The sequence below is a fragment of the Serratia sp. G204Y genome (assembly GCF_051172435.1).
In the GTDB taxonomy this organism is placed as follows: domain Bacteria; phylum Pseudomonadota; class Gammaproteobacteria; order Enterobacterales; family Enterobacteriaceae; genus Serratia; species Serratia sarumanii.
Genome location: NZ_JBPIZA010000005.1, coordinates 135,363 through 153,118 on the forward strand (window position 1 = coordinate 135,363; position 17,756 = coordinate 153,118).

General features: G+C 62.8%; 13 protein-coding genes and 1 tRNA gene. 7 read left to right on the forward strand and 7 right to left on the reverse strand.

The window, feature by feature from the left end:
• Positions 1-44: 44 nt before the first annotated feature.
• On the forward strand, positions 45-1,184 hold the full coding sequence (gene rlmG, locus ACSBQQ_RS20315; protein ID WP_039569369.1) for a 23S rRNA (guanine(1835)-N(2))-methyltransferase RlmG: 1,140 nt from the start codon (positions 45-47) through the stop codon (positions 1,182-1,184).
• Positions 1,185-1,377: 193 nt separating this feature from the next.
• Here rlmG and ACSBQQ_RS20320 read toward each other — a convergent pair whose 3' ends face one another.
• Positions 1,378-3,399 (reverse strand): FAD-dependent oxidoreductase, encoded by a 2,022-nt coding sequence (locus tag ACSBQQ_RS20320; protein WP_060428857.1) that lies wholly within the window; start codon positions 3,397-3,399, stop codon positions 1,378-1,380.
• A gap of 307 nt (positions 3,400-3,706) precedes the next feature.
• On the opposite strand from ACSBQQ_RS20320, the gene ACSBQQ_RS20325 reads away from it, so the two are divergent.
• Positions 3,707-5,326, forward strand: coding sequence for an ABC-F family ATP-binding cassette domain-containing protein (locus tag ACSBQQ_RS20325; RefSeq protein WP_033649019.1), 1,620 nt, complete (start codon positions 3,707-3,709; stop codon positions 5,324-5,326).
• Positions 5,327-5,341: 15 nt separating this feature from the next.
• On the opposite strand, the gene ACSBQQ_RS20330 is transcribed toward ACSBQQ_RS20325, so the two are convergent.
• Entirely contained in the window at positions 5,342-6,832 is a 1,491-nt protein-coding gene (locus tag ACSBQQ_RS20330; RefSeq protein WP_060428858.1) for a PLP-dependent aminotransferase family protein, read from the reverse strand.
• 121 nt (positions 6,833-6,953) lie between these two features.
• Between ACSBQQ_RS20330 and ACSBQQ_RS20335 the strand changes: the two genes are divergently transcribed.
• The 3 genes from ACSBQQ_RS20335 to ACSBQQ_RS20345 are packed head-to-tail and all read left to right on the forward strand — an operon-like array spanning position 6,954 to position 10,986.
• Positions 6,954-8,219, forward strand: coding sequence for a 4-aminobutyrate--2-oxoglutarate transaminase (locus ACSBQQ_RS20335; protein WP_060428860.1), 1,266 nt, complete (start codon positions 6,954-6,956; stop codon positions 8,217-8,219).
• Between the two features lie 12 nt (positions 8,220-8,231).
• Entirely contained in the window at positions 8,232-9,686 is a 1,455-nt protein-coding gene (locus tag ACSBQQ_RS20340; RefSeq protein ID WP_041036795.1) for an NAD-dependent succinate-semialdehyde dehydrogenase, read from the forward strand.
• Between the two features lie 58 nt (positions 9,687-9,744).
• Positions 9,745-10,986: an aromatic amino acid transport family protein gene (locus ACSBQQ_RS20345; protein ID WP_060388248.1), complete on the forward strand. Its 1,242-nt coding sequence runs from the start codon at positions 9,745-9,747 to the stop codon at positions 10,984-10,986.
• A gap of 73 nt (positions 10,987-11,059) precedes the next feature.
• On the opposite strand, the gene yfcF is transcribed toward ACSBQQ_RS20345, so the two are convergent.
• Positions 11,060-11,695 (reverse strand): glutathione transferase, encoded by a 636-nt coding sequence (yfcF, locus tag ACSBQQ_RS20350; RefSeq protein ID WP_033636084.1) that lies wholly within the window; start codon positions 11,693-11,695, stop codon positions 11,060-11,062.
• 171 nt (positions 11,696-11,866) lie between these two features.
• Between yfcF and ACSBQQ_RS20355 the strand changes: the two genes are divergently transcribed.
• Positions 11,867-12,583: an HPP family protein gene (locus ACSBQQ_RS20355; protein ID WP_033654786.1), complete on the forward strand. Its 717-nt coding sequence runs from the start codon at positions 11,867-11,869 to the stop codon at positions 12,581-12,583.
• Here the strand turns inward: ACSBQQ_RS20355 and ACSBQQ_RS20360 are convergent, their stop codons facing one another.
• Entirely contained in the window at positions 12,584-13,024 is a 441-nt protein-coding gene (locus ACSBQQ_RS20360) for an aminoglycoside N-acetyltransferase AAC(6')-Ic (protein WP_033649026.1), read from the reverse strand.
• Between the two features lie 121 nt (positions 13,025-13,145).
• Positions 13,146-13,221, reverse strand: a tRNA-Ile gene (locus ACSBQQ_RS20365).
• A 146-nt stretch (positions 13,222-13,367) separates the two neighbouring features.
• Here ACSBQQ_RS20365 and mug point away from each other — a divergent pair.
• On the forward strand, positions 13,368-13,856 hold the full coding sequence (gene mug / locus ACSBQQ_RS20370; RefSeq protein WP_060428862.1) for a G/U mismatch-specific DNA glycosylase: 489 nt from the start codon (positions 13,368-13,370) through the stop codon (positions 13,854-13,856).
• A gap of 74 nt (positions 13,857-13,930) precedes the next feature.
• On the opposite strand, the gene rpoD is transcribed toward mug, so the two are convergent.
• Together rpoD and dnaG are read right to left on the reverse strand one after the other, a co-directional pair.
• A complete protein-coding gene (rpoD, locus tag ACSBQQ_RS20375) occupies positions 13,931-15,772 on the reverse strand; it encodes an RNA polymerase sigma factor RpoD (RefSeq protein ID WP_043148030.1) in 1,842 nt (613 codons plus the stop codon).
• Positions 15,773-15,929: 157 nt separating this feature from the next.
• Positions 15,930-17,678 (reverse strand): DNA primase, encoded by a 1,749-nt coding sequence (dnaG, locus tag ACSBQQ_RS20380; RefSeq protein ID WP_025304325.1) that lies wholly within the window; start codon positions 17,676-17,678, stop codon positions 15,930-15,932.
• Positions 17,679-17,756 lie beyond the last annotated feature (78 nt).

Sequence of the window (17,756 nt, forward strand, 5' to 3'; positions counted from 1 at the left end):
TTTTAGGGGATAAACAGCCCAAATTTTATCAGTCAGGAGGGGCAATGAGCCAACTCGATCTGGGAACACAGCAACTTGAGCTGGAGCGTTATCCCCAACAGGAAGAATCCACCCAGCTGCAGGCGTGGGAAGCGGCGGACGAATATCTGCTGCAACAGCTTGAAAACGTAGATACCGGCGGCCGTCCGGTGCTGATTTTCAACGATAACTTCGGCACCCTGGCCTGTGCGCTGCACGCGCATCGCCCTTACAGCGTCAGCGACTCCTACATGAGCCAGCTGGCGACGCGCCACAACCTGAAGCTCAACGGTCTGGATCCCGAGCAGGTCACGCTGTTGGACAGCCTGGCCGAGCTGCCGGCGGCGCCGGCGGTAGTGTTGATTCGCGTGCCGAAGGCGCTGGCGCTGCTGGAGCAGCAGCTGCGCGCGCTGCGCCACGTCGTGACCGAAGACACGCTGATCGTCGCCGGCGCCAAGGCGCGCGACGTGCATACCTCGACGATGCAGCTGTTTGAAAAGGTGCTGGGCCCGACGCGCACCAGCCTGGCGTGGAAGAAAGCGCGCCTGATCTTCTGCCAGGCGGCGGACATCGTGCCGCCGGCGGCAGCGGAAACCACCGACTGGACGCTGGACGGCACCGATTGGCTTATTCACAACCACGCCAACGTTTTCTCGCGCGGCAGCCTGGATATCGGCGCGCGCCTGTTTATGGAGCATCTGCCGCGTGGCCTGAACGGCCATATCGTCGATCTGGGCTGCGGCAACGGCGTGATTGGCCTGACGGCGCTGGCGCAAAACCCGGAAGCGCAGGTGACCTTCGTCGATGAATCTTACATGGCGGTAGCCTCCAGCGAACTGAACGTGGAGCACAACCTGCCGCAAGAGCTGGATCGTTGCCAGTTTGAGGTGAATAACGCGCTGGCGGGCATCGAGCGCGAAAGCGTGCAGGCGGTGCTGTGCAACCCGCCGTTCCACCAGCAGCACGCCATTACCGATCACACCGCCTGGCAGATGTTCTGCGACGCCAAGCGCTGCCTGCAGGTGGGCGGCGAATTGCGCATCGTCGGCAACCGCCACCTCGACTATCACCAGAAGCTCAAGCGTCTGTTCGGCAACTGCACGCTGGTGGCCTCGAACAAGAAGTTCGTGATCTTGAGAGCGGTGAAATCCGGCGCGCGTCGCTGAGCGTGATGACCAAGGGCGCTGTGCGCCCCTCATGCTGTTGACAAAGGGGGGAAAAAGCGTGGTTTTTCCCCCTTTGTGGTTATCAGCCGAAAATCAATAAATTGATTTTCCTTGTTTTCTATTCGCTGCTCTCTGCCACCCGGCATGGGGATGAGGTTTGTCATCAATGTTAGGGGCGCTGTGCGCCCCTTTTTTACAGCGCCATCGCCAGCCGCGTCCCCTGATCGATCGCGCGGCGGGCATCCAGCTCGGCGGCCACGTCGGCGCCGCCGATCAGATGCACGGTTTTCCCCATCGCCAGCAGCGGCTGCTGCAGCTCGCGGCGCGGTTCCTGCCCGGCGCAGATGACCACCGTGTCCACCGGCAGGCAGCTGTCCTGCTCGGCGCGGGTGATGTGCAGCCCTTCGTCGTCGATCAGCCGATAGCTGACGCTGTTGAGCATCTTCACGCCGCGCATCGCCAGGCTGGCGCGATGGATCCAACCGGTGGTTTTCCCCAGGCCTTCACCCACTTTGCTAGTTTTGCGCTGCAACAGGTAGATTTGCCGCGCGGCGCGCGGTGCCTGTGGCCCTTGCGCCACCAGCCCGCCGCGCTGCTCAAGGCGGCCGTCGATGCCCCATTCGCGGTTGAATTCCGCCTGATCCAGGCTGCTGGACACGCCATGCTGGCTGAGGTACTCGGCGGTGTCGAAGCCGATGCCGCCGGCGCCGACGATCGCCACCCGCTGGCCGACCGGTTTTTTATCGCGCAGCACGTCCAGATAGCTCAGCACCTTGGCGTGGCCGATGCCGGGGATGTCCGGGGTGCGCGGCACGATGCCGCAGGCGAGGATCACTTCGTCGAATTCGCTTAAATCCGCCGCCTCGACCTTGACGCCCAGCCTGACCGTCACTTCGCGCAGCGCCAGCTGGCGACGGAAGTAACGCAGGGTTTCATGGAATTCTTCCTTGCCGGGGATCTGCTTGGCGATGTTGAACTGGCCGCCGATCTGCTCGGCGGCGTCGAACAGCGTCACCTGATGGCCTCGGCTGGCGGCGGTGGTGGCGAAGGCCAGCCCGGCGGGGCCGGCGCCGATCACCGCCAGTTTTTTCGGTTTCTCCGCCATTGTCAGCGGCATTTCGGTTTCGCGGCAGGCGCGCGGGTTGACCAGGCAGGAAGTCAGCTTGCCTTCAAAAATCTGGTCGAGACAGGCCTGGTTGCAGCCGATGCAGGTATTGATCTCGTCGGCGCGCCCCTCGGCGGCTTTCTGCACAAAGGCGGCGTCGGCGAGGAACGGACGCGCCATCGACACCATGTCGGCGCAGCCTTCCGCCAGCACCTGCTCGGCCACCGCCGGATCGTTGATGCGGTTGGTGGTGATCAGCGGGATGCCGACCTTGCCCATCAGCTTGCGGGTCACCCAGCTGAACCCGGCGCGCGGCACCATGGTGGCGATAGTCGGAATACGCGCTTCGTGCCAGCCGATGCCGGTATTGATGAGCGTGGCGCCCGCCTGTTCAACCGCCAGCGCCAGCTGTTCGATCTCCTGCCAGCTGGAGCCGTCTTCCACCAGATCGAGCATCGACAGCCGGTAGATCAGAATGAACTCCGCGCCCACCGCCTGGCGCACCGCCCTGACGGTCTCGACCGCGAAGCGCATGCGGTTGGTGAAGCTGCCGCCCCATTGGTCGTCGCGCTGATTGGTGCGCGTCGTCAAGAATTGGTTGATCAGATAGCCTTCGGATCCCATCACTTCCACGCCGTCGTAGCCGGCCTGCTGCGCCAGCGCCGCGCAGCGGGCGAAGTCGGCGATGGTCTGCTCGATCTCCGCTTCGCTGAGCGCGCTCGGCGTAAACGGGTTGATTGGCGCCTGCAGGGCAGAAGGGGCGACCAGCTTGGGTTGATAGCTGTAGCGGCCGGTGTGCAGGATCTGCAGCGCAATTTTGCCGCCCGCCCGGTGGACGGCTTCGGTCACCGGGCGGTGGTGAGGCAATTGCTCCTCGCTGTTGAGGATCGAACCGCCGCGAAAAACCACGCCCTGTTCGTTCGGGGCAATGCCGCCGGTGACGATCAGCGCCACGCCGGCGGCGGCGCGCTCGGCATAGAACGCGGCCAGGCGCTGCGGGCCGTCGGGCAGCTCTTCCAGGCCGGTATGCATCGATCCCATCAGCACCCGGTTTTTCAGGGTGGTGAAGCCGAGATCCAGCGGCGCCAGCAGGTGAGGGTAATTGCTCATTGCACTCTCCATCAGGTGAAATCGGGGCCCGTTGTTATAATTATGTGAACAAAAGTGGTCGGATGAGATAAATCTAGCCGTTGTCGCGCCGCTTGGGAATCTGCGTTGCGCCGAATGTGATAGACGTCATGAATCTCAGACACTGTTTGCATAACGAACAAAAGATCGGTTAACCTTTGCGCGTTGCAAATACCTTCTCTCTGCGGAGCCATAACCGAAAATGAACAACCACACCTGTTGATATCTGGTCCCACGCCGTGCGCTCTCGCGCCCTGTGGGGATGTTTTGATCTCATTCAGGAGTGCTTATGGCTCATTTTGCGCAGTCCCCTTATTTCGTTTTACATCAACTGACCTGCCAATTTGCTGACGGCGAAACGCTGTTCGGCCCGCTGGATCTCGCTTTCGATCGGCAGCGCTGCGGCCTGGTGGGGCGCAACGGCGTCGGCAAAACCCAGCTGCTGCGCCTGATCGCCGGGCGGGATCGGCCGGGCAACGGGCACGTCGAATCCCATGCCGCATTGGCTTACGTTGCGCAGCAGCCGGAGATCGCGGCCGACACCACGCTGGCGCAGCTGCTGGGCTACGGCGAGGTGTTCGCCGCGCTGGCGCGCATCGAGCAGGGGCGGCCGTTGGCGGACGACATCGATCGTCTGGAAGGGCGCTGGGATCTCAACGATCGCCTGCAAAGCGCCTTCGCCGCCGCCGGGCTGCCGGCCTTCGATCCGTTGCGATCCGCATGCGATTTGAGCGGCGGCGAACGGATGCGCGCGGCGCTATGCGGCGCTTTTCTGGGGGAGGCGGATTATCTGCTGCTGGACGAACCGACCAACCACCTCGACAGCGCCGGGCGCGCCTGGCTGTATCAGCAGCTGGAGCGGTGGCAGGGCGGGCTGCTGATCGCCAGCCATGACCGGCAACTACTGGGGCGTATGGAGCGCATCGTCGAACTGACGCCCGGCGCGCTGCGCAGCTACGGCGGCAACTACGACGACTACCGCCGCCAGCGCGACACGGAGCAGCAGGCGGCGCGCGCCGATCTGGAGCATGCGCGCGAGGAGCGCCGCCGCACCCGCGCGCGTCAGCAGAAAGAGCACGACATGAGCCAGCGGCGCTCGGCGCAAACGCTGCGCGTCGTCGATACGCTCAATATCGCCTCTTTCGAGCGGGTGGCCTACAAATCGGCGGCGAAGGAGAGCCTCGGCACGCTGCGCAAACAACATCAGGACCAGCGCGACAGCCTCGATGCGGCGGTGCGCGAGGCCTATCAGCGGGTGGAAGAGGAACAGCCGGTGTTGCTGGCGCTGCCGGGCAGCGAAGTGAGCGCGAACAAGCAGGTGCTGGTGCTCGAACAGCTGCAGCTGCCGTTCGTCAGCGCGCCGCCGCTGGATCTGCGGATCGACGGCCCGATGCGCGTGGCGTTGACCGGCCCTAACGGCTGCGGCAAGTCCACCTTGCTGAAGACCGTTCTCGGACAGCTGGCGCCGCTTGCCGGCCATTGTCATTGTCCGTTGTCGACGGCCTATCTCGATCAAACCCTGTCGCAGCTCGACCCGAGCCTGTCGGTGATGGAGCATCTCGGGCTGCAGGATTCGCCGCTGGTGGAAGGCGCGTTGCGCACCCGGCTGGCGCAGTTGCAGCTTGGCGCCGATCGCATCGCGCTGCCGCTGGGTTCGCTGAGCGGTGGCGAACGGCTGAAGGCGGCGCTGGCCTGCGCACTGTGGCGGCGGCAACCGGCGCAGCTGCTGTTGCTGGACGAACCGACCAACCACCTGGATCTGGCGTCGTCGCTGGCGATCGAAACCGCCCTGGCGGATTTCCCCGGCGCGATGCTGGTGGTGTCGCACGACGAAGACTTCCTGCAGGCGCTGCGGCCGACGCACCGTCTGCATCGGCAGGCGGACGGTTGGCGGCTTCAGGCCTGGTAACGCGCGAAGGCGGCCCTAAGGAGCCGCCTTTTTCATTTCGGGCGCGTTGATGCACGCCAGCAGCTGGGTGAAGGCCGCGGCCATCTGCTCTTCCGGCACGCAGGCAAACCCCATCAGCAGGCCGCGCCGGCGGTTGGGCAGCATGTAGTAGCGCGACAGCGGCCGCACCAGCACCCCGCGCGCGCCGGCGGCGGCGGCGATCGCCACGTCGTCGGCCTCGTCCGGCAGGTTGAGGATCAGGTGCAATCCGGCGTTGCTGTTGAATTCGCTGAGCGCCTGTTTGCCGAGGTGCTGTTCGATCAATCCGGTCAGGAAGGCACGCCGCCGGGCATACAGTAGCCGCATGCGGCGGATATGTGCGGTGTAGTGTCCTGCCTGAATAAACTCCGCCAGCGCGCTCTGGATCAGCAGGTGCCCGCCGCGGTACAGCTCGGCGTGGGCGGTTTTCAGCGCCTGCACCAGCGGCGGCGGCAACACCACATAGCCGAGGCGCAGCGCCGGATAGAGCGTTTTGCTGAAGGTGCCGATATAAATCACCGGCGCGTCGGCATCCAGCCCTTGCAGCGCCGGGATCGGTTGGCCGGAAAAGCGGAATTCACTGTCGTAATCGTCCTCGACGATCCAGCCGCCGGCGTTGCGCGCCAGCGCCAGCAGCCGTTGGCGGCGCGCCAGGCTCATCACCGAGCCGAGCGGATACTGGTGCGACGGAGTGACGAAAATCAGGCGGGGCGAGGTGGTCGGCTGCTCCGGCGGCACCAGCCCGGCTTCGTCCACCGCCAGCGGGCAGATGTTCAGCGCATTGATGCGCAGGATATTGCGGATCCCCCAATAGCCCGGCTCTTCGATCCAGGCGTCATCCCCCGGATTGCATAGCATGCGCGTCACCAGATCGATCGCCTGATGGATGCCTTCGGTGATCAGGATCTGTTCCGGCGAACAACGCACCGAGCGCGCCACCCGTAAATACTCCACCAACGCATGCTGCAGCTCCGGGCTGCCGCCTTGATTGCTGTAGGTCAGCCGCTGCGGCGCCGGGCGGCGGCTGAGGCGCGCCTGGATCTTGCTGAACAGCTGATGGGGAAAGGCGTTGACGTCGGGCACGCCGGGAATGAACGCCCCCCACTGTTTGGGGCTGGCGCTGGCGTGGTGCAGCAGCGTGGTGCCGCGCTCGGACAGCTCGACGCGCCGCGGTTGCCCGCTGCCGTCGGCCGGCGCGCCGCCGGTGGAGAGGCAGCTGTCCGGCACCGTGTCGGCGACGAAGGTGCCGCTGCCGGCGCGCGCCGATACGTAGCCTTCCGCCAACAGTTGTTCATAAACGGTTAATACGGTGTTTCGGGACAGGCTGAGCTCCTGCGCCAGATCGCGCGAGGCGGGCAAGCGGCTGGAGGGCGGCAGGCTGCCGTCGAGAATACTGGTGCGGATCGCGTTGTAAAGCCGCTTGTGCAGCTTGTCATCGGGCTGCTCGCCGAGGCGCTGCAGCAACAGATCACCACTCAATGAGCGCAATTGGATCCCTCAATTATTCGTAACTGGCACTCGATTATAGGGCCACATCCTGTGTAAATAAACGGCATTGTTTCACGAATGTGAACGAAACGTGTAACTGGCACCGACCGGAGAGAACAGCATGAAAAACGCAGAATTGAACCAACGCCGTCAGGACGCCACCCCGCGCGGAGTGGGCGTGATGTGTGGTTTTTACGCCGAGCGCGCAGAGAACGCCACGCTGTGGGATGTGGAAGGCAAAGAAGTGATCGATTTCGCCTCGGGGATCGCCGTGCTGAACACCGGCCACCGCCACCCGAAGGTGATCGCCGCGATTGAAAAGCAGCTGCAGGCCTTCACCCACACCGCCTATCAGATCGTTCCTTACGAAAGCTATGTCTCGCTGGCGGAGCGCATCAACCAGCGCGCGCCGATCGCCGGCCCGTGTAAAACCGCCTTCTTCACCACCGGCGCGGAGGCGGTGGAAAACGCGGTGAAGATCGCCCGCGCTTACACCGGCCGTCCGGGCTTGATCACCTTCGGCGGCGGTTTCCACGGCCGCACCTATATGACCATGGCGCTGACCGGCAAAGTGGCGCCTTACAAACTGGGCTTCGGGCCGTTCCCCGGCTCGGTGTTCCACGGCCAGTACCCGAATGCGCTGTACGGCGTGACTACCGAAGACGCGATGAACAGCCTGGATCGCTTGTTTAAAGCGGATATCGATCCCAAGCAGGTGGCGGCGATCGTGCTGGAGCCGGTGCAGGGCGAAGGCGGTTTCAACGTGGCGCCGGCCGACTTTATGCAGGCGTTGCGCGCGCTGTGCGACCAGCACGGCATTCTTCTCATTGCCGACGAAGTACAGACCGGCTTCGCCCGTACCGGCAAGCTGTTCGCCATGGAGCACTACAGCGTTAAACCGGATCTGATCACCATGGCGAAAAGCCTGGCGGGCGGCATGCCACTGTCGGCGGTGGCGGGCCGCGCCGAGGTGATGGACGCGCCGGCGCCGGGCGGGCTGGGCGGCACCTATGCCGGCAACCCGCTGGCGGTGGCCGCGGCGCACGCGGTGCTGGACGTGATCGACGAAGAGCAGCTGTGCCAGCGCGCCCAGCGTTTGGGGCAGCACCTGGTGGAAGTGCTGCAGCAGGCGCGCAAAACCAGCCCGGCGATCGCGGATGTGCGGGCGCAAGGTTCGATGGTGGCGGTGGAGTTCAACGATCCGGCTACCGGCAAGCCTTCGGCGGAGATCACCCGTCAGGTGCAGCAGAAGGCGATGGAAGAAGGGCTGCTGCTGCTGAGTTGCGGCGTGAACGGCAACGTGATCCGCTTCCTGTATCCGCTGACCATCCCGGACGATCAGTTCACCAAGGCGATGGGCATTCTGTCTCGCGCGCTGGCTCACTAAGGAGCGAACGGCATGAAATTGAACAATCCCGAGCTGCTGCGCAGCCAGTGTCTGATCAACGGTGAATGGTGCGATGCCCTGAGCGGCAAGCGCGAAGCGGTGATCAACCCGGCCACCGGCGCCGAACTGGCCAGCATTCCGCTGGTCAGCGAAGAGGAAACCCAGCAGGCGATCGCGGCGGCGCAGCGGGCGCAAAACGACTGGAAACAGCTGACCGCCAAGCAGCGTTCTGTGCTGCTGTTGGCCTGGGCCGACAAGGTGCTGGCCGCACAGGAAGATCTGGCGCAGCTGATGACCGCCGAGCAGGGCAAATCGCTGGCGGAAGCGCGCGGCGAAGTGGCCTACGCCGCGTCGTTCATCACCTGGTTCGCCGAAGAAGCCAAGCGGGTGGACGGCGCGGTATTGCAGGCGCCGCAGGCTTCGCAGCGCCTGGTGGTGGTGAAGCAGCCGATCGGCGTGTGCGCGGCCATCACCCCGTGGAACTTCCCGGCGGCGATGATCACCCGCAAGGTGGCGCCGGCGCTGGCGGCGGGCTGCACCATCATCGTCAAACCTGCCGAGCAAACGCCGTTGACCGCGCTGGCGCTGGCCAAGCTGGCGCAGGACGCCGGCATTCCCGCCGGCGTGTTGCAGATGGTGACTGGGGAAGCGGCGCAGGTGGGCAAGGTGCTGTGCGACAGCCCGATGGTGCGCAAGCTGAGCTTTACCGGTTCGACCGAGGTCGGCCGCATCCTGATGGCGCAGTGCGCGCCGAGCATCAAGAAGCTGTCGCTGGAGCTGGGCGGCAACGCGCCGGTCATCGTGTTCGACGACGCCAATCTGGACGCGGCAGTGGCGGGCATCATGGCCTCCAAGTTCCGCAACAGCGGCCAGACCTGCGTTTGCGCCAACCGCATCTACGTGCAGGACGGCATCTACGAGCGGCTGGCAGAGAAACTGGTGGCGGCGGTCGAGCAGTTGAAAGTCGGCGACGGCAGCCAGGAAGGCACCACCCAGGGGCCGCTGATCGACAGCGATGCGGTAGCGAAGGTGCAGAGCCATATCGACGACGCGCTGATCAAAGGGGCGCAGATCGCCACCGGCGGCCAGCCGCACGCGCTGGGCGGCACCTTCTTCCAGCCGACGGTGGTGACCGGCGTGACGCAGAAAATGCGCTTCGCCAAAGAAGAGACCTTCGGGCCGGTGGCGCCGCTGTTCCGCTTCCATGACGAGGCGGAAGCCATCGCCATGGCCAACGACACCGAATTCGGCCTGGCCGCCTACCTGTTCACGCAGAACGCCGCGCGCCAATGGCGCGTGCCGGAAGCGCTGGAGTACGGCATGGTCGGCATCAACACCGGGCTGATTTCCAACGAAGTGGCGCCGTTCGGCGGCGTGAAACAGTCAGGGCTCGGGCGTGAAGGATCGCGCTACGGGATAGAAGAATATCTGGAGCTGAAATACCTGTGTATCGATGTGAGCCGTTGAGCGTCAGGACGTTAACCCATCCCGGCGGCCAGCGTCGCCGGGCGATAAAGGATGATGCATGTCTGATAATACCTCTGTTTCTCCGGCGCTTGCCGCCGGGGTGCGAGCACCTGCACCCGCCAAATCGTTAAGTTTCCTTGAAGGGGTGGCGATGATCGTCGGCACCAATATCGGCGCCGGGGTGCTCTCCATCGCCTACGCCTCCAGCAAGGCCGGTTTCCTGCCGCTGCTGTTCTGGCTGGTGCTGGTGGGGAGCCTGACCACCATCACCATGCTGTACGTCGCCGAATCCACGCTGCGCACCCGCGCGCATCTGCAGCTGAGCGGGCTGGCGAAGCGCTACGTCGGCGGCCTGGGCGCCTGGCTGATGTTCGCTTCGGTGTGCGTCAACAGCGTCGGGGCGCTTACCGCCTACATGACCGGCAGCGGCAAGCTGCTGCAATCGCTGTTCGGCATCTCGCCGGCGCTGGGCAGCCTGCTGTTCTTCGTGCCTGCCGCCGGCGTGCTGTATCTCGGTTTGAAAGCGATCGGCCGCGGCGAGAAGTTCATCAGCATCGGCATGGTGGTGATGCTGACCGCGCTGGTGGCGGCGACGCTGCTGAAAGACACCACCCAGATGCGCAACCTGCTGGACGGCGACTGGCGCTTTATGGTGCCGGTGTTCAACGTGGTGGTGTTCTGCTTCTCGGCGCAGTACATCGTGCCGGAAATGGCGCGCGGCTTTGCCGACAAGCCGGAGCAGTTGCCGAAGGCAATCATCGTCGGCATGGCGGTGACCTTCATTTTGCTGGCGGCGGTGCCGATGTCGGTGATCGCGCTCAGCGGGCTGGATGGCATCTCCGACGTGGCCACCATCTCCTGGGGCGAGGCGCTGGGGCAGTGGGCGTTCTTCTCCGCCAACATCTTCGCGCTGTGCGCGATGCTGACTTCCTACTGGGGATTGGGCGGCAGTTTCCTGACCAATATTTTCGACAAGTTCCGGCTGGGCAACGACGAGCTGCCGCTGCGCCGCTTCGGCGTGCTGCTGCTGGTGGTGGTGCCGCCGTTCGCGCTGGCCTACAGCGGGCTGGTGTCGTTCGTCAACGCGCTCTACTTCGCCGGGGTGTTCAGCGGGGTGATCCTGTCGATCATGCCGATGCTGATCCTGCGCGGCGCACGCAAACATGGCGACCAGACGCCGCGCTGGCAGTGCAACTGGATCACGCACCCGCTGCTGCAGGTCAGCATTGTGTTGCTGTACCTGGCCAGCGCGGTGTACGCCATCGCTTCATTGTTAGGCTATCTGCCCTCTGGATGGTGATTTGCCTTCCCTCAAGCAGTGATGTTGTTTCTCGGCATTGAGAACGGCGGCGTCGTGGCCGCCGATTTTTTTCTCAGGCGCGCCGCTTTGCCGACAGCGCCAGCCAGGCCTGCACCGACGGGCGCTGCCACTGCTTGTGCGCATAGTGGCGCAGGCGCTCCGGCACCGGATCGCCGTGCATCACCAGCCGGTTGAGCATCAGCGCCAGATCGGTGTCGGCGATGCACCACTCCCTGAACAGATTATCCTGCCCATGGCTCAACAGCTTTTCGACGGCGTCGATCAGCTTGCGTGCGGCCCCCTGTGCGGCTTCGGACAGCGGCGGGAACTTGCCGTTGTTGAACACCACTTCGGTCGAGCGCTCGGCGCGGATCGGCAGCAGATCGCTGCGCAGCCAGGCTTGAATCTCGCGCGCCTTGGCGCGCAGCTTCACGTCGCGCGGGTACACGGCGTGGGCCGGATGGATGTCCTCCAGGTATTCGGCGATCGCCGAAGACTCTGAGAGCTGAAACTCGCCGATGGCCAGCGTCGGCACCCGGCGGGTGAGCGACAGCGCCGCGTAGGCCGCCTCTTTATTCTCTTCCTTCGCCAGATCCACCGTCTTCACGGTGAACGGAATGCCTTTTTCCGTCAGCACGACAAAGGCGGACATGGCGTACGGGCTGAAAAATTCACTGTCGGTGTAAAGCTCGGTGATCGGTTGAGACATCGGCGGTTCCTCGGGGTTAAGGGGAGAACATTCATCATTGTTGAGGGATGGCTAAAAATCAATCTGTTAGGTCAAAAGTTGTTTGATGCCGCGGCCTGCAGCGCCGTGAGCTCCTTCAGGATGATGTGATATATTTGTTGCCAACACGTGAATTGAGCCGTATTGGGTAACATGAAGACGCAGTGGATAGAACGAGTAAAAGTGGGATGCGCGCGCCTGTGGCCGCACCCGCTGGCGGTGGGCAAACGAGAGATGCTGATTTCCAGCGTCGGCGCCGGTTTGGGGCTGATGCTCGCCGGCTGGATCAGCCACTTTATTTTGGGCGAGGTGAACCTGTGGTTTATCGCGCCGATGGGCGCCTCGGCGGTGTTGCTGTTCGGCGTGCCCAACAGCCCGCTGGCGCAGCCCTGGTCGATCGTCGGCGGCAATGCGCTGGCGGCGACGGTGGGCGTCAGCGCCGGCCTGCTGATCCCCGATCCGGGGCTGGCCTGCGGCATAGCGGCGGCGGTGGCCATCGGCCTGATGTTCAAGCTGCGCTGCCTGCATCCGCCGGGTGGCGCGGTGGCGCTCACCGCTATCCTCGGCGGCCCCGGCATTCATCAGATGGGCTACCACTTCGTGCTGTACCCGGTGCTGCTGAACTCGGTGCTGCTGGCGGCGCTGGCCATTCTGTTCAATAACCTGGCCGGGCGACGCTACCCGCACGCGCTGGCGCCGGCGGAGGCCAAGCCGGCCAATCTGCCGATCGATGCCGTGTCCATCACCCGCGGCGATCTGCACGAGGCGCTGATGGAGGGGGATCTGTTCGATATCGACGAGGACGATTTGCAGGAGATCCTGCTGCGCGCCGAGCAGCTGGCGCATCAGCGGCAAAGCAAGACCGCCTGATCAGCCCAGCGTTTTGCGGTAAAACACTACTCGCTCCGTTTCGGCAAAGCCCAGCGCCGCATGCAGGCGCTGGGAGTCCAGATTGGCGATATCGGTATCCGACGCCAGCTCGCTGCACCCCTGTTGCTTCGCCCACTCCTGCACCTGCGCGATCAGGCGCGCGGCCCAGCCCTGGCGGCGGGCGCGTTCGGCGGTATAAATTCCTTCCAAAAACGCCACCGGCGACGATTCGCAGCCGTTGACGTAATCGTAGCGCAGCGCGACCTCGGCAAAGGCAACGAAAGCGCCGTCCAGCCCCCGCGCCATAAACGCGGTGTGGTGCGGCGAAGCCAATATCTCGCGCATTTCCGCGCGGTGATCTTCAGGCGAGCCGGAGGGCCACAGCGCGGTGCGCAGCGCCAGCCAGGCGTCGAGGTTGTCGTGGTCGCAGATGACGATCATGCGGGATCCTTATGGGTCGGAATAAACGAGAATGCCGAGAGAGAAGTGTGGCACGCAGGCGGGAAACAAAAAAGCCACCCCGGACAGGATGGCTTGTAAGGCTGTGAAAACAGCAAAAATTTGGTGGCCCCTGTTGGGTTTGAACCAACGACCAAGCGATTATGAGTCGCCTGCTCTAACCACTGAGCTAAGGGGCCAAGCCGCGAGATTATAGGGAATCCTTAAGCGGCGGTCTACTGTTACTCGCCCGTATGTTGCTTTTCTGCACAGTTCTAGCCTGTTGTAATTGCTGGCGGATTTTGCGATAACCGCAGTAAATCCCTGCAATGGACTCACGACACTCATGGAACTTCTGGCGCCCAATCTGCGGGTGGTGTTTTGCGGCATCAACCCCGGTCTTTCTTCCGCCCATCAGGGCTATCCTTTCGCCAACGGCAGCAATCGCTTCTGGAAGGTGATCCATCAGGCCGGCTTTACCGAGAGCCAGCTGGCGCCGGAGCAGTGGCAGCAGTTGAAGGACAACGGCTGCGGCATTACCGCGCTGGTGGCGCGCCCGACGGTGGCGGCCAGCGAGCTGTCGCGCGACGAGCTGCGCAGCGGCGGTGAGGCGCTGCAAGAGAAGATCCTGTGCTATCAGCCGCGCGCGCTGGCGATTTTGGGCAAGCAGGCGTTCACCACCGCCTTCGGGGTGAAAAATGCGCCCTGGGGCAAGCAGACGCTGACGTTGGGGGAAACCGAGGTGTGGGTATTGCCCAACCCCAGCGGATTGAACCGCGCCACCCTGGAGCAGCTCACCGCCAGCTATCGCGAGCTGTTCCTGGCGCTGCAATGATGCGGCGAGGCGTATTCAGGGCATAAAAAAACCCCGGCAGGCCGGGGTTTTTGTTTTTGGTGCGGCAGCCGGACTTAGTCGTCCAGGAAGCTGCGCAGCACTTCGGAGCGGCTTGGGTGACGCAGCTTGCGCAGCGCCTTGGCTTCGATCTGACGGATACGCTCACGGGTAACGTCAAACTGCTTGCCTACCTCTTCCAGCGTGTGGTCGGTGTTCATGTCGATACCGAAACGCATGCGCAGCACTTTCGCTTCGCGCGCGGTCAGGCCGGCCAGCACGTCGTGGGTGGCGGAACGCAGGCTTTCCGAGGTCGCGGAGTCCAGCGGCAGCTCGAGGGTGGTATCCTCGATGAAGTCGCCCAGATGCGAATCTTCGTCGTCGCCGATCGGCGTCTCCATCGAGATTGGCTCTTTGGCGATCTTCAGCACCTTGCGGATCTTGTCTTCCGGCATCAGCATGCGCTCGGCCAGCTCTTCCGGCGTCGGCTCGCGGCCCATCTCTTGCAGCATCTGGCGCGAAATACGGTTGAGCTTGTTGATGGTCTCAATCATATGCACCGGAATACGGATGGTGCGCGCCTGGTCGGCGATGGAGCGGGTGATAGCCTGACGGATCCACCAGGTGGCGTACGTCGAGAACTTGTAGCCGCGGCGGTATTCGAACTTGTCTACCGCTTTCATCAGGCCGATGTTGCCTTCCTGAATCAGATCCAGGAACTGCAGGCCGCGGTTGGTGTATTTCTTGGCGATAGAAATAACCAGACGCAGGTTGGCCTCAACCATCTCTTTCTTCGCGCGGCGGGCTTTCGCTTCACCGATCGACATGCGACGGTTGATGTCTTTGACCTGCTCAATGGTCAGGCCGGTTTCTTCTTCGATCTGACGCAGTTTCTGCAAGCTGCGCTGCACGTCTTCGGTCACGTCTTTCAGCTTTTCCGACCATGGCTTGGCCATCGCCAGCGCGGCTTCGAACCAGGAATCGCTGGTTTCGTTGCCGGCGAACAGGGTGACGAAGTTTTTCTTCGGCATTTTGCACTGTTCAACGCACAGCTTCATGATGATGCGTTCCTGGGTGCGAACGCGGTCCATCATGGTGCGCATGCTGTTGACCAGGAAGTCGAACTGTTTCGGCACCAGGCGGAACTGCTTGAACACTTCGGACAGCTTCAGGATCTCGTCCGCGGCGCTGGCGTGGCTGCGGCCGTTCTTTTTGATCACCAAGCGCGTCGCTTCATACTGATCGCGCAGCTCGGCGAACTTCTGACGCGCCAGCTCAGGATCGATGCTGTTGTCGTCTTCGGTGTCGTCCTCTTCGGCATCCTCATCTTCTTCGTCGTCGTCTTGCTCTTCGCTCGACAGTTCGGAACCGATGTGGGTGGCGGTTGGGGCGATGTCCTCTTCCGCGTTAGGATCGACGAAGCCGGTGATCAGGTCGGACAGGCGCGCTTCGCCCGCTTCGACGCGATCGTACTGTTCAAGCAGGTAGGTAATGGCTTCCGGGTATTCGGCAACCGAGCACTGCACCTGGTTGATGCCGTCTTCGATGCGCTTGGCGATGTCGATTTCGCCTTCGCGCGTCAGCAGTTCGACGGTACCCATTTCGCGCATGTACATGCGCACCGGGTCGGTGGTGCGGCCGATTTCGGATTCCACGCTGGACAGAACCTGTGCGGCGGCTTCTTCCGCATCTTCGTCCGTGCTGTTCGAGTTTTCGGCGAGCAGCAGGTCATCGGCGTCCGGTGCTTCTTCCATCACCTGGATGCCCATGTCGTTAATCATCTGGATGATGTCTTCGATCTGATCGGAGTCGACGATATCTTCCGGCAGATGGTCATTGACCTCAGCATAGGTCAGATAGCCTTGCTCCTTACCACGGGTGACAAGTAGCTTCAGCTGTGACTGCGGGTTTTGCTCCATAAGACGGTATCCACACTTCAGAGTATTTAGGTTGGTGTCGGTCGGCGAAACCGCCAACAATAGCATTTGGGGCGTTTTCGTTATCGCCGCGGCCCACTATGGCGGCACTGTGCAGGGCTCTGCCCTCGCAATTATCGGCACTTAAGCCGTTTGGTATTCAGTTTTTCTTCGCTAAAACCTGGTTGAGGGAACGGACTTCTTCACGTTCCTCCGGGCTCAGGCCGCGCGTTCTGGCCTGGGCGATCAGCGTTTCCAGCCGTTGCTCGAGCACCGAGTCGTACAGGCTGGCCAACGTATCCAAAAAGGTCTGCTCGACCATATCCTCAACGATCATATGGTTCCAGGTCGCCAAGGTTTCAAGCTGCTGGCTGAATTTGTTGTCGCGATACAGCTCCAGCAATTGCCCGGTCGTCAGGCCCGGCTGCGCCAAACAGGTCTGCACCAGTTCGACGAACAGCGGCAATCCCGCCTGTTTGGTCTGCTCCAGCCCTTCAAGCGAAGGGATAAGTGTAGCCAACTGCGGATTTTGCACCAGTAGCCCTATCAGTATACGCATGGTTGTGCGTTTTAGCTGGGGCGCCTGATAAGGATTCGCATTTTCCGCCTGCTTGGGCATCAGCTTGTCGAGCTGGCTATCGTCCAGCAGCCCCAGCTTGTTGCCGAGCTCTTGGCGCAGGTACAAGCGCAACGTTTCGCCCGGCACCTGAGTAATCAGCGGCAGCGCCAGCGTGCTCAGCTTGGCGCGCCCGTCCGGGCTGCTCAGATCCACCTGCGGCAGCAGGCTTTCGAACAGGAAAGTGGACAGCGGCTGCGCCTGCTCCATTCGCTGTTCGAAGGCTTCTTTGCCTTCCTTGCGCACCAGGGTGTCCGGATCTTCGCCGTCGGGCAAAAACATGAACCGCAGCTGGCGCCCGTCGTTCAGGTACGGCAGCGCGGTTTCCAGCGCCCGCCATGCCGCCTCGCGGCCGGCGCGGTCGCCGTCGTAACAGCAGACGACGTTGTCGGTGGCGCGGAACAGCAGCTGAATGTGTTCAGCCGTCGTCGAGGTTCCGAGCGAGGCGACGGCATAATCGATGCCGAATTGCGCCAACGCCACCACGTCCATATACCCTTCCACCACCAGCAGCCGCTGGAGGGTAGGGTGGTTCTGCTGTGCTTCATACAGGCCATACAGCTGGCGGCCCTTATGGAAAACTTCGGTTTCCGGCGAGTTCAGGTACTTCGGCATACCGTCACCCAATACGCGGCCGCCGAAGGCGATCACGCGCCCGCGCTTGTCGCGGATGGGGAACATCACCCGTTCGCGGAAACGGTCGTACGAACGCCCCTGATCGTTAGTCACCAGCATGCCGGCATCGTTCAATGCGCGGCGCGAGTCGGCGTCGCGGCCGAAACGCTTCAGGGCGTTGTCCCATCCCGCCGGCGCGAAGCCGATGGCGAAATGGCGAATAACGTCGTCACTTAATCCGCGCTGCTGCAAATAGCTGCGCGCCGGTGCCCCGGAGGACTGCTGCAGTGACTGTTGATAGAACGCGCTGAGCTGCTCCATCAGTTGGTACAGGCTCTGGCGCTGATGGCGTTCGATCTGGGTTGGCCCGGTGCCCGCTTCGTAAGGCACTTCCAGCCCGTGCATGGTCGCCAGCTCTTCGATGGTTTCGACAAACTCAAGCCGGTCGTAATTCATCAAAAAGTCGACGGCGTTGCCGTGCGCACCACACCCAAAACAGTGATAAAACTGCTTTTCGCCATTAACGGTAAATGAAGGCGTCTTTTCGTGGTGGAACGGACAGCACGCGTGGTAGTTCTTGCCTTGCTTCTTGAGCTTCACGCGGGCGTCGATCAGATCGACGATGTCGGTGCGAGCCAGCAAGTCATTGATAAATACGCGCGGAATTCGTCCAGCCATAAGCCCTTACTTCATTAGCCTATAAACGAGAACAAGCCGCGCATTCCTTTCGGAAAGCACGGCCTTCGTATGCAACTA

What these genes read in the sequence shown, in the direction of transcription:
- ACSBQQ_RS20335 (WP_060428860.1), top strand. Translation starts at nt 6,954, where the DNA reads ATGAAAAACGCAGAATTGAACCAACGCCGTCAGGACGCCACCCCGCGC.
- ACSBQQ_RS20320 (WP_060428857.1), bottom strand. Translation starts at nt 3,399, where the DNA reads ATGAGCAATTACCCTCACCTGCTGGCGCCGCTGGATCTCGGCTTCACC.
- ACSBQQ_RS20325 (WP_033649019.1), top strand. Translation starts at nt 3,707, where the DNA reads ATGGCTCATTTTGCGCAGTCCCCTTATTTCGTTTTACATCAACTGACC.
- mug (WP_060428862.1), top strand. Translation starts at nt 13,368, where the DNA reads ATGGAACTTCTGGCGCCCAATCTGCGGGTGGTGTTTTGCGGCATCAAC.
- rpoD (WP_043148030.1), bottom strand. Translation starts at nt 15,772, where the DNA reads ATGGAGCAAAACCCGCAGTCACAGCTGAAGCTACTTGTCACCCGTGGT.
- ACSBQQ_RS20355 (WP_033654786.1), top strand. Translation starts at nt 11,867, where the DNA reads ATGAAGACGCAGTGGATAGAACGAGTAAAAGTGGGATGCGCGCGCCTG.
- rlmG (WP_039569369.1), top strand. Translation starts at nt 45, where the DNA reads ATGAGCCAACTCGATCTGGGAACACAGCAACTTGAGCTGGAGCGTTAT.
- ACSBQQ_RS20345 (WP_060388248.1), top strand. Translation starts at nt 9,745, where the DNA reads ATGTCTGATAATACCTCTGTTTCTCCGGCGCTTGCCGCCGGGGTGCGA.
- ACSBQQ_RS20340 (WP_041036795.1), top strand. Translation starts at nt 8,232, where the DNA reads ATGAAATTGAACAATCCCGAGCTGCTGCGCAGCCAGTGTCTGATCAAC.
- ACSBQQ_RS20360 (WP_033649026.1), bottom strand. Translation starts at nt 13,024, where the DNA reads ATGATCGTCATCTGCGACCACGACAACCTCGACGCCTGGCTGGCGCTG.
- dnaG (WP_025304325.1), bottom strand. Translation starts at nt 17,678, where the DNA reads ATGGCTGGACGAATTCCGCGCGTATTTATCAATGACTTGCTGGCTCGC.
- yfcF (WP_033636084.1), bottom strand. Translation starts at nt 11,695, where the DNA reads ATGTCTCAACCGATCACCGAGCTTTACACCGACAGTGAATTTTTCAGC.